Consider the following 13,875-nt stretch of genomic DNA (forward strand, 5'->3'; position numbering starts at 1 on the left):
ATGCTGGGATTTTTCGATGACGATGCGGTCGGCCTTTTGCTGGGCTGCGGCAGAGGCGCAGAGCCTGGTTCCAGGCGTTGCTAGGAGTGATGGAAGGCAACCGCGAGCCAGCGGCCTACGAGGAAGCCCTCGTGAGCGAGCCCGATGAGGAGGGCCACGGCCATGAGGCCCAACACGATCTTTCCGCCGCATTCATCTTTGATGGAGAAGAAATTTTGCATGGCACGAGCATAGCATCGAGGCTGTCAACGTCGCGTTGCGATCACTGGAGCGGAAAGAATGCGGGGCTACGGGCGAAATACGGGGATTCTTCGCTTCGCTCAAAATGGCAAGAGCAGCGGCATGTGCCGCTGCTCTTGCCGGTGCCGTGCTGCTTTTTACGCGGTGACGGGAACCTTGACTTCAACCGGCGTGAGCCAGTTGTAGCGGTCGGGCTTGGTGCCGTTGACGAGGGCGAAGAACTCGTCGTGAATGGCCTTGGTGACGGGGCCCATGGTGCCGTCGCCGACGAGGATGCGGTCGACCGAGCGGAGGTGCGTGACCTCGGCGGCGGTGCCGGTGAAGAAGGCTTCGTCGGCGATGTAGAGCATCTCGCGGGGGAGAGCCTGCTCGACGACGGGGATGCCCATCTCCTTCGCGATGGTGACGACGGAGGATCGGGTAATGCCGTTCAGCACCGAGTTCGCCAGAGGCGTGGTGTAGAGGACGCCGCCGCGGACGAGGAAGAGGTTCTCGCCGGAGCCTTCGGAGAGGTAGCCGTTGACGTCGAGCGCAATGCCTTCGTCGTAGCCGTTGACCTCGGCCTCCATGCGGATGAGCTGCGAGTTCATGTAGTTCGCACCGGCCTTGGCGAGCGAGGGCATGGTGTTGGGGGCGAGGCGCGACCAGGAGGAGACGCAGACATCCGCGCCGGCGTTGCCGGGGACGTACTTGCCCCAGGGGAAGTTCGCGATGTAGACCTCGACCGGCGACTTGAGCGGGTTGACACCGATCTCTCCATAGCCGCGGAAGGCGATGGGGCGGATGTAGCAGGGCGTGACGCCGTTGGCTTCGATGACGTCGACGACGGCGGCGGATAGCTGCTCTACCGTGTACGGTAGCGGCATGCGGTAGATCTTCGCGGAATCGATGAGGCGGGCCATGTGCTCATCCAGGCGGAATACGCCGGCGCCGGTGGGCTGCTGGTAACAGCGAATACCCTCGAAGACCGAGGACCCGTAGTGGATGACGTGGGACATGACGTGGATGTTGGCGTCTTCCCAGCGGATGAGTTTCCCGTTGTGCCAGATGTGCTCGGTGGTTTGTAAGGGCATTGCGTGCTCCGTGAACGGTCGTGAAGACGTACAGACTCGTTCGAAACATTATAGCCACCGCAGCATGGAGGATGCGATGCGGGAGGTCACGCATGGGGCAAATTCCCTGCAAATATGCGGTGTTTAGGCGGCTGGACGAACCCCATGGGCAGGGTGGTGCGTGCTATAGTCAAGCGCTAGAACGGGCTATTCGAACGGACGGCTGGAGACGCGATGAAGATCCACCTGGTTGGACTGCGGCAGGAGTGCTACGACGCCATGCTGCGGATTGTGGCCAGCGCGGAGCCGAAGCTCCATACGTTGGTGGACGATCCCGAGAGTGCCGACCTGATCCTCTTCGTGGGCGGATGGCATGAGCGCGGCCGAGGCGTGGTGGATAGCCCTCTGCCGAGGCGGTACCCGGAGAAGACGTTCATCTACAGCGATGACGATGGTTTTGTGCCTCTGCTGCCCGGGCTCTACGCGGCCGCGGAGAGGCCCAGGTGGATCGACTGGAAGCGCTACAAGGGCGCGCCGTACATCAACCGGTTCAACCCGTTTGTGGGGCCGATGGACGTCGAGAAGAGGTACCTGCTCTCGTTTGCCGGCGGGTCGACGTCGCTGCTGCGCAAGAGGATTTACAAGTCGAAGTTTCGGCGACCGGATGTGTTGATTGAGAATACGTCGCACTACTATCACTGGGATCCGTCGCAGCCGGGGCGCGAGGAGCGGCAGAAGAAGTACGCGGAGACGATTGCGGCGAGCCGGTTCGGGCTGTGTCCGCGGGGCGGAAGCGCCGGGTCGATCCGGCTGTTCGAGGTGATGGAGATGGGGGTGGCTCCGGTGGTGATGGCGGACGGGTATCTGCCGCCCGAGGGCCCGGATTGGGAGAGCTTCGCGCTGATGGTCCCGGAGAAAAAACTGGGGGAGTTGGAAGCGCTCGTGGTGGCGCATGAGGGAGAGAACGTGGAGCGGGGGAGGCTGGCGCGGGCGGCGTTTGAGCAGTGGTTCGCGCCGGAGGTGGCGTTCAACCATCTGATTGCGGCGGTTGTGCGGGTAAGGGACGAGAAGAGGATCTCGGAGCGGTGGGTGCAGCCGTTTTGGAAGTACATGCTGTGGAAGCAGCAGCTTCGGAACCAGGTGCGCGGGTGGGTGAAGGCAGCGGTGCTGCTGGGGTTCAGGCTGATCGGGAAACAGGTTCCGTTCGCGATGAACAGGCCGTAGGTGCTAAGGCCGGGGGCGGTGCTGATGCCACTGGTCGGCGGTGAGGTGCCAGATGTCGGTGGGAAGTGGCCCGCAGACGAACTGCTGGATCTGGGTGCGGAGCAGCGTCATGCCGGTCGTCTGCGAGATGCGGCGGGAGGGCTCGTTGGCGTGGGCCTTGGGGACGGTGAGGTCGGGGAAGCCGAGGACGTCGAACCAGAAGTCGGTGGCTGCGACGGCGGCCTCGGTGGCGTAGCCGTGACGCTGGTAGGGTTGTCCGATCCAGAAGCCGCGATTGTTCCTGTGGCCCGGGGTCTGAGGCTGGGCGACAAGGGCGATGGAACCGATCATCTGCTGGGGATTTGCCTTGGTGCGGATGGACCAATGCCACTGGTCGCCGCGAGCCATGGCGGGCAGGGCGGTGTCGCGATAGAAGGTGTGGCAGCCGTCGGGCGGGAAGGGCCAGGGAACCTGCGAGGCGAGGTGGCGGACGATCTCCCAGTGGGCGAAGAGGGGCTGAGCCTGTTCGGCGTCTTCGAGGGTGAGGGGGAGCAGGAGGAGGCGCGGGGTTTCCAGGGTGGGCGTTTTGGGGCGGGCGCGCTCCATGGGGAGAGGATACCGCGTTGCGGCGTGTGATCGAAGCAGTTTGGGGCTTCGCGGAGGCGTTGGACGATCTGTGGTGAGGGTGTTTTTATTTGCGAGTCCTCGGGAGTCGTGGCTTGACTAGAAGGAAGCACGACAAAGGCGTGAGGCCTTGGCCTCACGCCTTTGTCGTGCGATGCGGCTTAGCGGCCGTGTTCTTCGAGGAATTTCTCTACTTCGAGCGCAGCCATGCAGCCACTGCCGGCGGCGGTGATGGCCTGGCGGTACTTGCGGTCCTTGATGTCGCCGGCGGCGAAGACGCCCTTGATGATCTCGCCGTTGAGGGTGGTGTAGACGTCGTCCTTGGCCAGGATGTAGCCGTCTTCATCGAGGTCCATCTGGCCTTCGAACATCTTGGCGTTGGGGATGTGGCCGATGCCGAGGAACATGAACGAGACCGGGAGAATCGACTCCACGCCGGTCGCGGTGTTCTTCAGACGGAGACCCTTCACGTCCTTCTCTTCCACGCCGAGGACCTCTTCGACGATCGTGTTCGAGATGAACTCGATCTGGGAGTGGGCCATGGCGCGTTCGAGCATGATCGGTGAGGCGCGGAACTTTGCGGTGCGGTTGATCAGTGTCACTTTGCTGGCGAAGCGAGTGAGGAAGAGAGCCTCTTCCATCGCGCTGTCGCCGCCGCCGATGACGGCGATCTCCTTGCCGCGCGCGAAGAATCCGTCGCAGGTGGCGCAGGAGCTTACGCCGTGGCCGATGAGGGCCTGCTCGGACGGCAGGTTCAGCCAGCGGGCGCTCGCGCCGCTCGCGATGATCAGCGTGCGGGTCTTGACGATGTGCGAACCGAGGTTGAGCTCGATGGGGTACTTCGTCAGGTCGGCGGAGACGAGGTGCGCCATTGACAGCTCGGCGCCGAAGCGCTGGGCCTGCTTTTTCATGTTTTCGATGAGCTCGGGGCCCTGGATGCCTTCGGGCCAGCCAGGAAAGTTTTCGACCAGCGTGGTGATCGAGAGCTGTCCGCCGGGCTCGTGGCCTTCGAGGACGAGCGGCTTGAGGTTCGAGCGGCCTGCGTAGATGGCGGCGGTGAGGCCGGAGCAGCCGGAGCCGAGGATGACGGTGTCGCGTACGGTTTGATCGGACATAAGAAGTACCCTTAGTGTAAATGCGCCGTGGGGGAAAAAGATTCATGTCCTGACGCAGGGGCTGTGACCGCCGCCCGCGCAGGCTGCACGTCAGGATGAAAGAATGGCGTATGGCTAATCTGACCTTGGTATATGGAATGCGGTTGCTGCCCTCCGATGAGGTAGCGAGTGTGGGCGATGCGACGCTGGCGTTGAAGAACGGCAATGAAGCTCATGTGACGATGCATATTCTGGAGGGCAGCCGGGAGGCGATCGAGGCCCAGCTTCGCCTGAGTATCGAGGCCTTCTTCGACTTTTATCCGGAGATCTAACACCGCGTTACGGGTGTTGCGAAATCGCTCACATGCCGTCCCAACGTGCTTCTCCGACGAAAAGGAGAAGGACGGAGGTGCGGCATGAGGGCTTTTTTTGTGGGCGTGGTTACGGCTGGCCTGGTGGGTTCCGGCTGGGGGCAGGTGGGGCTGCGGCCGCCGACGCAGTCGACGCTGCGCGATGGACAGGGGGCGTATCCCGCTCCGCTGCCTACGGGCCAGGCCGTGCTGGAGGAGATGTCGGAGCGGGCGGCGGTGATCTTCTGCGGGGTTGTTACGGCGGTACGGCTGCCTGGGGATGGGCTTTCTGGCGTCGTGGAGGTTGAGTTTGCGGTCTCGGACGCGGTACGCGGGGCGGGTGGCGGCACGTATGTCGTGAAGGAGTGGGCGGGGCTCTGGCGGGATGGGGCGCGGTATCGCGTGGGGGATCGGCGGCTGATGCTCCTGCATGCGCCTGGGCCGGGAGGGCTGAGCTCGCCGGTCGATGGGCTGGATGGTGCGATTCCGGTTGGCGACGGCGTCGATCTCCGGTGGTTGGAGGCCAGGACGCTGCGTGGCTCCATGTATTCGGAGCAGGGAAGGGTGGTGAAGGGGGTTGCGCCTGCGGCTGCGTCGGGGCCGGCTGCGGTTGAGGAGGTTGTGGGGCTGATGCGGGGCTGGGAGGCTCGGCGGAATGGGGCGCGATAGGCGGTGCCCGGTTCTCGCGGCGGTCTTGTTGTTGCTGATGGTGACAACGGCGTTTGCGGGTGGACCTCGCTGGGTGGCTGGGGCTCCTTATTTTTCGTCGAGTGTCGCGGGTAATGCGGTGGTTTGGGGGACGACGAATCTTCGATACTCCACGGACCCCGGGGATCTCAGCGTCTCTGTCAACCATGCGGCGGCGGATGCGTTGGTTGCTACGGCGGCGGCATCCTGGAATGTATCGGTCTCGGCGATGGTGGTCTCGCAGGCAGGCGTTCTGGGGGAGGATGTGAATGGTTCGAACGTTTTTATGGGGGCGAGCGGGCCGGTGTTTCCGGCCGATGTGCAGGCTTCGAACGCGGCGTCGATCCCCGTGGCGGTGATCTACGACGCGGACGGTGCGGTGACGGATACGCTGCTCGGCGGTGGGGCCAGCGATCCGGGCAACTGCCGGCAGACGGCGGTGACGGAGAGCGTCGACGGTATCTCGTCGGCGGGGAAGATCACGCATGCGCTGCTCGTCGTGAACGGGCGCTGCACGGGCGCGGCTCCCGAGATGCAGAAGGAGCTGACCTACCGGCTGGTGCGGGCGTTTGGGCGGATCCTTGGCGTCGGCTGGTCGCAGTTGAACGAGAACGTCTTTACCGGTACGCCGCAGCCGACGGCGGCGCAGGCGATGCACTGGCCGGTGATGCATCCCATCGACGTCATGTGCGGGCCATACGCCTACCAGTGCCTGCCGCAGCCGCTGGTGCTGCGTCCGGACGACATCGCGACGATGGTGTCGATGTATCCGGAGAGCGGGGCGGATGCGGGGAAGACGTACTCGTTTCAGAGTGCGGCTCCGATCTCGGGGAACCTTACGTTTCCGAACGGACAGGGCATGGCGGGTGTGAACCTGGTGGAGCATCGGTTCAACATCTCCGCGCTGGTGATGGATATGTTCGAGGAGACGTCGGCGGTATCGGGGTACCGGTTCCAACGGCAGGGAGCGACGCCCGTCGCGGCCAAGGGGACCAGCGTGGAGGGAAGCCAGGGATATCTCTACAACCCTTACGAGGGCCGGTACGATCTGCCATGGATTCCCCTGGAGCAGACCTGGTACGAGAACGTCTACATCACGGCCGAGCCGGTGAATCCGCTGTATGTGGGGCAGTACGGCGTAGGGCCCTATGGTGGGCTGGCGCAGGTTACGCCATCGGGGTCGGTCGTGAACTGGATGACTACGATCGGCTCGACGCGCTACGCGGCCACGGTGAACATCGGCGTGACGAATGCGGTGGCGGCATGCACGGCGGCGGGGGATGGGACGGAGGCGGCGCCGGTGAGTGTGGACCCGAGCGGCACATGGCAGGGGGCGATGTGCGGCTATGCGCATACCGCCTGGTCGAAGCTGGCGGTGAAGGCCGGGCGCACGCTGACGGTGGAGATGACGGCGCTCGATGAGCAGGGGCTCGCAACCACCGGGAAGATGCAGCCTATCTTCGGCGTCTGGGTTGGCACGGACGGGACCGGTACGCTGCCCACGGTGGCGAGTGCATCGACTCCATTGAATACGGAGACGCTCGGGATGACGGCCCTGACGATCGTGAATCCATCGGCGCGTACGCTGCGCATGGGCTTTGGCGATGCTCGCGGGGACGGGCGTCCGGACTATGCGTATAAGGCGCGCGTGCTCTACGCGGATACCGTGACCCCGGCCGTGGTGCCTGCCAGTGGAGGCGTCATCACGATTACCGGGATGGGTTTTCGCAGCGGGAACGCGGTGACGGTGAACGGCGTGGCGGCGACGGTGACAAGCTGGTCGGCGAACACGATCGTGGCGGTGGCTCCGGCGATGGCAGGGCCTATCGCGGCTGCGGATGTAACGGTGACGGACCTGTCCACGGCGGGCACGACGACGATCGGCGGGGGCATCGCGTACAGCGGGACGGTGTTGCCGAATGTGTTGTCGGTCATTTCGGTCCCACCGGATGGGAGCCTGCTGGGCATCGCGACGAGTGCGTCGTTTGCGGTGAAGGTGCTGCTGGCGGATGGCGTTTCTCCGGCGGCGGGCGTGGGGGTGACGGTCTCGGCTACCCATGGAGCCGTGCTGATGGGGTGCGGGGGAGCGTCTGGCTGCACGCTGACGACGGACCCGGCGGGGATGGTGAAGACGGCGGTGATGCCGTCGCTGGGGGGAACGGTCGCGCTGGCGGCGTCGGTGGGGGCGGCCACGGCCACAGCGTCGTTTGTGGCGGGAAGCCGTGCGGCGGATGTGTTGCGGGTGACCTCGCTGCCCGCGGGGCTGGCCTACGTGGGGATTGCTGCGGGTTTGCCTCTGATTGTGCAGGCGATGCTCGGCGATGGCGTGACGCCGGATGCGGGGGCTCAGGTGTCGCTTGCTGCGGCGGGTGCCGGACTGGGCGGATGCGGTGGTGCTTCGAGTTGCGTGTTGACGGCGGATGGACTGGGCCTGGTGGCGACCACCGTGATTCCGCATGCGCCGGGGCTGGTCTCGTTGCAGGCCACGGCGGGCGGAGGATCGGTCTCGGCCTCGTTCGGCGCGGTGGCGATGCCTGCGGATGTGCTGCACGTCGTATCGGCCCCGGGGAACGGCGCAACGATGGGGACCGCTGCCGCGCAGGTCTTTCAGGTGCAGACGATCCTGGGCGATGGGGTGACCCCCGCCGCGGGTGCTGCGGTTGCGTTGACGGCGGCTGGCGCAGCCTTCACCGCGTGCGGTGGTGCTTCTTCGTGCATGTTAACGGCGGACGCGGCTGGTATGGTGACGAGCGGAGTCATTCCGGGGCTGGCAACGGGCGCTACGGGTTCGGTGACGCTTACAGCCGCGGCGGGCGGAGGACGGGTGCAGACGGCGTTTACGACCACGGCGCCGCTGCCGGACCGGCTGGAAGTGATGTCGGTTCCGGCCAGTTTCGCGCTGGCTGGCGTGGCTGCGCCGGGAGCTTTCAGCGTGCGCCTCGTCCGGGGAGATGGTACGACGCCGGTGGTGGGCGCCGCGATAACGCTCACTGTGGCGGGCGGAGTGCTGGGGGTGTGCGGGGCTGTCGCGTGCGTGGTGAAGACAGACACCGCGGGGCTGGTGGCGACGGCTGTGACGGCGTCGGCTGCGGGAACGGTGGGGATGGGAGCCACGGCTGAGGGGCTTTCGGTGACCACGTCGTTCGCTGCGGTGGCGGATACGCTGCGCCTTGTGGCGGTGCCTCTGGGGCCGTCGTATGCCGGTGTTCCGACGACGTCGCCGGTCACGATGCAGGTGATCGGCCCGGACGGTGCGACGCCCGCAGCGGGCGCGGCGGTGAGCATGACGACCTCCATCGGCACGCTGATGGCGTGTGGGTTGCCGACGTGCGGGATGACGGCGGATGCGCAGGGCATGGTGTCCACGCTGGTGCTGCCGGTGGCCCCGGGCGTGGTGTCGATCTACGCCTCGGCAGGCGGCGGTTCGCTGGGAACCTCGTTCAGCGTGCTGTCCATGCCTCCGGACATCCTGAAGGTCGTTTCGGTCCCGTCGGGCAAGGTCTACGTGGGAGTCCCTGCGGCGAATCAGTACACCCTGCAGGTATTGCGCGGCGATGGGCTGACGCCGGAGCCGAAGGTGGTGGTCATCCTTCAGTCTCCGCAGGCTACCCTGAGCCCGTTGTGCGGAACCGTGTGCGGCAAGACCTCGGACGCGAACGGACGGATTACCGTGACTGTGACGCCACTGGTGAGCGGTACGAACACGATTCAGGCGTTCATGCTGTACGGAGGCCAGGCGACTTCGACGTTCAGCGTGCTGCCGATGCCGCCCAATACGCTGACGGTAACGTCGACCCCGGCGAACGGATCCGCGGTGGGGAAAGTGGCTGCTGCTCCGTTTGCGGTGCAGGTGATGATGGGCGACGGCAGAACACCATCGGCGAACGCGGCTGCCTTGCTGACGGCGACCGGAGGCGTGCTGGGGGCGTGCGGTGCGGCCTCGTGCCATGTGACGACGGATGCTCAGGGCATGGTGTCCACGACGGTGACCCCGACCGTGGTGGGTACGATCTTGCTGGCAGCGTCTTCGGGTGGATCCGCCACGCAGACCACGTTTACGTCCGCGCTTTCGCCCGATGTGTTGACGGTGGTCTCGGCTCCGTCGGACGGCGCAATGGCCGGAAGCCCTGCATCGTTGCCGTTTGCTGTGAAGACGGTGCGTTGGGACGGCACGGCGGCAGCCGGGGAGGCGGTGACGCTGACGGCGGTGGGCGGGACGTTGGGGGCGTGTGGGTTGGCGTTGTGCGTCGTCACGGCGGATGCCTCGGGCATGGTTTCGACGGCGGTAACGCCCACGGCCATGGGAACGGTCGGGCTGGCGGCTGCGGCGGTTGGCGGGACGGCGACGGCGTCGTTTACCGCGACTTCGCTTCCTCCGGATGTGTTGACCGTCCATGCGATCCCGGCGAGTGGCGGATACCCGGGAAGGGTCGCGCACGGAGCGTTCCGGGTAGCGGCTGTGTTGTGGGATGGCACGGTCGCGGCTGGAGCAGCGGTGACGGTCACCGCTACGAATGGGATTCTTGCGGCTTGCGGTGCGGCCTCGTGCGTGTTGACGGCGGATGCCTCGGGAGTCGTCTCGACCGCGGTGACGCCGGTGGCGGCAGGCCTGGTTGTGTTGACGGCGTCGGCTGGCGGCGGCAGCGTGAGCGCCTCGTTGACGGCCGTGGCGATCCCTCCGGATGTGCTGAGCCTGGTCTCGGTTCCCGGGAGCGGAGGGTATGTCGGCGTGGCGGCCTCCGGGTCGTTCGTGGTCAAGGTAGTGCTGGGGGATGGGACGCCTGGGGCGGGCGCGGCGGTGACCATCACGGCGAGCGGAGGCACTTTGGCGTGTGGAGGCGCATCGTGCGTGTTGACGGCGGATGCGACCGGCGTGGTCTCGACGGCGGTGACGCCCGCGATCGTCGGGACGGTGGGGCTGACGGCATCGGCTGGCGGTGGGGCGGTGAGCGGATCGTTTACGGCGGTGGCGGCCCCGGTGGATGTGCTGACAGTGCTGTCGATTCCGGGCAATGGAGCCTATGTGGGGGACGTGGCGGCGATGCCGCTTCGCATCAAGGTCTTCCTTGGCGACGGGGTGACGACGGCTGCCGGTGTACCGGTGACGTTGACCGCGACGGGAGCGTCGCTGGGGGCATGCGGAACGTCGTTGTGTGTCATGACCGCCGATTCCGGGGGGATGGTGTCGACGACCGTGACGCCGTTAAGTGCTGGAACGGTGGCGTTACGAGCCTCGGCGGGAGGCGGGGTGGTTGCGGTGTCGTTTACTGCGGTCGAGCATCTGCGGGCCGTCACGATGGTGCGGGCCGTGGAGTATGTCGCGCCCGGGGCGGTGGTGAACTGGGCTCCGCAGGCGATCGCGACGGTGGATGGTGTCCCTGTCGCTGAGCCGGTGAACTGGACGTTCGGAGTTGGGATGGCGACGGCTCCGAACGGGGCGTCTCTTGGGCCTCTCCCCGCTGGGGCCACAGCCTCTGGCACCGCGTGCGCGTGGGGGAACGTCTGCGCGACATTCTCGGCGGTCGCGGTGGACGAAGCTGTCTGGCAGATTGCCGTGGTGAGCGGCGGTGGACAGGTCTCGGCGGTGGGTGGGGCGTTCGATCCGGTGGTCGCCCGGGTCGTCGATGGCGCGGGGCATGGGATCGCCGGTGCGGTCGTGGCCGTCCGTCAGGCTGTGCATGGCTATGTGAGCTGCCCGGATACGGGACGCTGTCCGGTTGGGCCTCTGCTGCAGACGTCCACGGCGACCGCGACCACGGATGCGGACGGATTGATCCAGGTGACTCCTCTGGTGGCCGTTGGTGAAGGCGAGACGACCGGGATCGTACTGACGGCGGGCGACCATGGCTTCTTTAGCACGTCCATGTCGATAGTGCCTTAGCAGTCGCACGATCGGAAGTTCGTTTGCTCCTGCTCCTGCATCTGATGGAATGAGAGCAGCGAGGAAACTCATGGCGAATGCAGGACAGGGATTGGTGCGGAAGCGTGTGGTGGTACTGGGTGGCGGTTTTGGCGGTATCAACGCGGCGATGGGGCTTGCGCATATGCCCATCGACGTGACGCTGGTGGACCGGAAGAACCATCACACGTTTCAGCCGTTGCTGTACCAGGTGGCGCTGGCGGTGTTGTCGCCGGCCGATATCGCCCAGCCGATCCGGTCGATTCTGCGCGAGCACAAGAACATCGACGTGCTGATGGACGAGGCCGTCGGTTTCGACGTCGCCGACCGCAGGGTGAAGCTGAAGTCGGGCTCGGAGCTCGAGTACGACTACCTGATCGTCGCGACGGGCTCGACGCACTCCTACTTCGGCAACGATGAGTGGGCGAAGCTGGCTCCCGGGTTGAAGACGGTGGAAGATGCCACGGAGATTCGGCGGCGCGTGCTGCTGGCGTTCGAGCTGGCGGAGCGACAGATGCTGGAGACTGGCAAGCACCCGGGCCTGAACTTCGTGGTGGTGGGCGGCGGTCCCACGGGCGTGGAGCTTGCCGGTGCGATCTCGGATATCTCGAAGCTGTACATGAAGAAGGACTTCCGGCACATCAATCCATCGACCGCGAAGGTAATGATTGTGGAGGGGTCGCCAAAGCTGCTGGCGGCGTATCCGCCGGACCTGCAGGCGGCTGCCCAAAGGCAGTTGGCGGAGCTCGGCGTTGAGGTCAGGCTGGGGGTGCATGTCACCGATATCCAGCCGGGCTACGTGATCGCAAACGGCGAAAAGATCGACTCTGTCTGCACGCTGTGGGCGGCAGGTGTGCAAGCGTCACCGCTGGGCAAGCTGCTTGGTTTCGAGACGGACCGCAAGGGCTGCGTGCTGGTGGACAAGTACCTGAACCCGCCGGGGCATCCGGAGATCTATATTTGCGGCGACCTTGCGCACGTCGAGCAGGACGGCAAGCAGGTCCCTGGCGTCGCTCAGCCGGCCATGCAGATGGGCGCGTACGCGGCAAAGCGGATCGGCAAGATGCTCGCGGAGGAGCGCGGGTCCGACGGTCCGAGGAAGGATCCCGGCTTCCGCTACTTCGACAAGGGCGATATGGCGACGATCGGGCGCAAGGCTGCCGTGGCCAAGATCGAGTGGCCGTTCAAGGCGCACTGGAGCGGCTTTCCCGCCTGGATGACCTGGCTGGTGGTCCACGTCTTCTTCCTCATCGGCTTCCGCAACCGCCTGAGTGTCTTTCGCCAGTGGGCGTGGACCTACGTGACCTTCAGTGACGGTGCTCGCCTGATCACGGGCTCGCAGGAGCTTCCCGGGTGGGAGGTGCAGGAGGGTGTGGCCGAGATGCTGCCTGTGTCGGCCAAGCCTCTGGATCTGGGGTCGCCGAAGAGCAACTAAGACAGAAGCGTTTAGTCGCCGATGTCTTCGTGCGTATCGTCGTCGAAGCGGTTTTGGTGCTGGATGGGCCGCGGACCGGCGGCTGGAGAGACCGGCTGGGCTTGCCGCGCGGCGAAGTCGAAGCTTGGCTCGACGTAGGCTTTAGGCCCCTTCATGCCATAGCGCTTGATCTTTTTCTCGCCACGAATCTTGCTGTTCCAGGTGAATCGGCAGGCTCCGCAGGCCCATGGGAAGTAGCCCAGGAAGGGCATGATCTGCTTCTGCACAAAGCCCCTGCGCTTGACGCGGGAGCCGCGCAGTTCACCGCACTTCGGGCATTTGACCTTGAGGTCGGCTTCGGAGGCAGCGTGCGGGAGAATCTGGCCGGAATCGGAGCTCATCGCGGAAGGGAAACCTCGGTACTGATCTCAGGGTAATGATTACTGCAAACCTGAATGTTACGGCAGTAAGCCGTCAAAGGAAAGTGCGGCCGGTTGAAATGCGATGCGCCAGTACCGTGCGCCGAACAATCGGAACGTGTTCTTGCGGGTGGACGGGTACGATGGCAAAGAGGGACCGCCGCCGGTGTATGACTTCAAGAAGTTCGACCAGAGCCAGATGATCGCGGCGAGCAAGTCGCTACGGCATCTTGGCCGCCGCAGCAACTCGATGGAAGAGGCTGCGAACGAGGTTGTGGCCTACCTGTACAAGGCGTTCCTGCAGGAGGGCAAGGGCGAGTCCGCGTGTGCCCTGGTGCGATGTTTCAAAACGGAACGCTACGGCGCGTTGCCGGACGACCTGAAGCAGGCGGCGCGGGCCGGGATGGACGGCGCGGAGCTCGAGCCGTCGATGCCGTGTCTCGTTCTGCTCGCCTCGCGCGGTGTGCGGCCGGAGTGGAACGACCGTCACCGATCAAAGGCCCACAAGGCGATTCCCGCGACGATGATGGCCGAAGCACCCATGATCGCCAGGCTGATTGAGCAGATGGGTCTTGAGGCCGAGAACCTGCAGGAACAGGTTCCGGACAGGCTGGTCGCGCTTGAACGGAGGTCGTTCAACGTCTTCCATGTCATCGAGGCGCGTGGAAGCCGCTTTGTGCCGGCGCAGGAAGAGTTCGTGATTCCCTATGGTGTGCGGTCGGTGATCGGCTTCGGTGGCGTGTTGCCGGGCGGCGAACTCTTTTGTGTGCTGATCTTCTCGACCGTCCGCATCGAGGAAGTCGTCGCGGAGCTCTTCCCGACGCTCGGGCTCGGGGTCAAGATGGCTCTGCTGGGACATGTGGGGCGACGTATCTTCTCCAACTGACGCGTCG

11 protein-coding genes are annotated in these 13,875 nt (G+C 65.3%); 6 read left to right on the forward strand and 5 right to left on the reverse strand.

The annotated features are described in order from the left end of the window. Nucleotides 1-80 precede the first annotated feature (80 nt). Nucleotides 81-221 (reverse strand): hypothetical protein, encoded by a 141-nt coding sequence (locus BM400_RS21995; protein WP_175528927.1) that lies wholly within the window; start codon nucleotides 219-221, stop codon nucleotides 81-83. Between the two features lie 156 nt (nucleotides 222-377). Further along, a complete protein-coding gene (locus tag BM400_RS08110; RefSeq protein WP_089838316.1) occupies nucleotides 378-1,313 on the reverse strand; it encodes a branched-chain amino acid transaminase in 936 nt (311 codons plus the stop codon). A gap of 213 nt (nucleotides 1,314-1,526) precedes the next feature. Between BM400_RS08110 and BM400_RS08115 the strand changes: the two genes are divergently transcribed. Then, nucleotides 1,527-2,516 (forward strand): exostosin domain-containing protein, encoded by a 990-nt coding sequence (locus tag BM400_RS08115; RefSeq protein ID WP_089838318.1) that lies wholly within the window; start codon nucleotides 1,527-1,529, stop codon nucleotides 2,514-2,516. Between the two features lie 3 nt (nucleotides 2,517-2,519). Here the strand turns inward: BM400_RS08115 and BM400_RS08120 are convergent, their stop codons facing one another. Continuing rightward, entirely contained in the window at nucleotides 2,520-3,101 is a 582-nt protein-coding gene (locus BM400_RS08120) for a GNAT family N-acetyltransferase (protein ID WP_089838320.1), read from the reverse strand. 179 nt (nucleotides 3,102-3,280) lie between these two features. Further along, complete coding sequence (gene trxB, locus BM400_RS08125; protein WP_089838323.1) at nucleotides 3,281-4,234, reverse strand: thioredoxin-disulfide reductase; 954 nt, start codon at nucleotides 4,232-4,234, stop codon at nucleotides 3,281-3,283. Nucleotides 4,235-4,344: 110 nt separating this feature from the next. Here trxB and BM400_RS08130 point away from each other — a divergent pair, with 110 nt between their 5' ends. The 4 genes from BM400_RS08130 (at nucleotide 4,345) to BM400_RS08145 (ending at nucleotide 12,584) form a co-directional block, all read left to right on the forward strand. Further along, entirely contained in the window at nucleotides 4,345-4,545 is a 201-nt protein-coding gene (locus BM400_RS08130) for an allantoinase (RefSeq protein WP_089838325.1), read from the forward strand. 84 nt (nucleotides 4,546-4,629) lie between these two features. Then, nucleotides 4,630-5,232: a hypothetical protein gene (locus BM400_RS08135; RefSeq protein WP_089838326.1), complete on the forward strand. Its 603-nt coding sequence runs from the start codon at nucleotides 4,630-4,632 to the stop codon at nucleotides 5,230-5,232. Continuing rightward, nucleotides 5,219-11,131, forward strand: coding sequence for a beta strand repeat-containing protein (locus tag BM400_RS08140; protein WP_089838328.1), 5,913 nt, complete (start codon nucleotides 5,219-5,221; stop codon nucleotides 11,129-11,131). Before BM400_RS08135 ends, BM400_RS08140 begins: the two co-directional genes overlap by 14 nt. A gap of 70 nt (nucleotides 11,132-11,201) precedes the next feature. Further along, the gene (locus BM400_RS08145) at nucleotides 11,202-12,584 is read left to right on the forward strand and encodes an NAD(P)/FAD-dependent oxidoreductase (protein ID WP_089838330.1); all 1,383 of its coding nucleotides are present in this window, start codon (nucleotides 11,202-11,204) and stop codon (nucleotides 12,582-12,584) included. Nucleotides 12,585-12,595: 11 nt separating this feature from the next. On the opposite strand, the gene BM400_RS08150 is transcribed toward BM400_RS08145, so the two are convergent. After that, nucleotides 12,596-12,964: a hypothetical protein gene (locus BM400_RS08150; RefSeq protein WP_089838332.1), complete on the reverse strand. Its 369-nt coding sequence runs from the start codon at nucleotides 12,962-12,964 to the stop codon at nucleotides 12,596-12,598. A 103-nt stretch (nucleotides 12,965-13,067) separates the two neighbouring features. Here BM400_RS08150 and BM400_RS08155 point away from each other — a divergent pair, with 103 nt between their 5' ends. Beyond that, a complete protein-coding gene (locus tag BM400_RS08155; RefSeq protein ID WP_217644092.1) occupies nucleotides 13,068-13,868 on the forward strand; it encodes a hypothetical protein in 801 nt (266 codons plus the stop codon). Nucleotides 13,869-13,875 lie beyond the last annotated feature (7 nt).

The organism is Granulicella pectinivorans, from assembly GCF_900114625.1.
GTDB lineage: Bacteria > Acidobacteriota > Terriglobia > Terriglobales > Acidobacteriaceae > Edaphobacter > Edaphobacter pectinivorans.

Coding starts and splice junctions, on each gene's coding strand:
- BM400_RS21995 (WP_175528927.1), bottom strand. CDS start 221: ATGCAAAATTTCTTCTCCATCAAAGATGAATGCGGCGGAAAGATCGTG.
- BM400_RS08110 (WP_089838316.1), bottom strand. CDS start 1,313: ATGCCCTTACAAACCACCGAGCACATCTGGCACAACGGGAAACTCATC.
- BM400_RS08115 (WP_089838318.1), top strand. CDS start 1,527: ATGAAGATCCACCTGGTTGGACTGCGGCAGGAGTGCTACGACGCCATG.
- BM400_RS08120 (WP_089838320.1), bottom strand. CDS start 3,101: ATGGAGCGCGCCCGCCCCAAAACGCCCACCCTGGAAACCCCGCGCCTC.
- trxB (WP_089838323.1), bottom strand. CDS start 4,234: ATGTCCGATCAAACCGTACGCGACACCGTCATCCTCGGCTCCGGCTGC.
- BM400_RS08130 (WP_089838325.1), top strand. CDS start 4,345: ATGGCTAATCTGACCTTGGTATATGGAATGCGGTTGCTGCCCTCCGAT.
- BM400_RS08135 (WP_089838326.1), top strand. CDS start 4,630: ATGAGGGCTTTTTTTGTGGGCGTGGTTACGGCTGGCCTGGTGGGTTCC.
- BM400_RS08140 (WP_089838328.1), top strand. CDS start 5,219: ATGGGGCGCGATAGGCGGTGCCCGGTTCTCGCGGCGGTCTTGTTGTTG.
- BM400_RS08145 (WP_089838330.1), top strand. CDS start 11,202: ATGGCGAATGCAGGACAGGGATTGGTGCGGAAGCGTGTGGTGGTACTG.
- BM400_RS08150 (WP_089838332.1), bottom strand. CDS start 12,964: ATGAGCTCCGATTCCGGCCAGATTCTCCCGCACGCTGCCTCCGAAGCC.
- BM400_RS08155 (WP_217644092.1), top strand. CDS start 13,068: ATGCGCCAGTACCGTGCGCCGAACAATCGGAACGTGTTCTTGCGGGTG.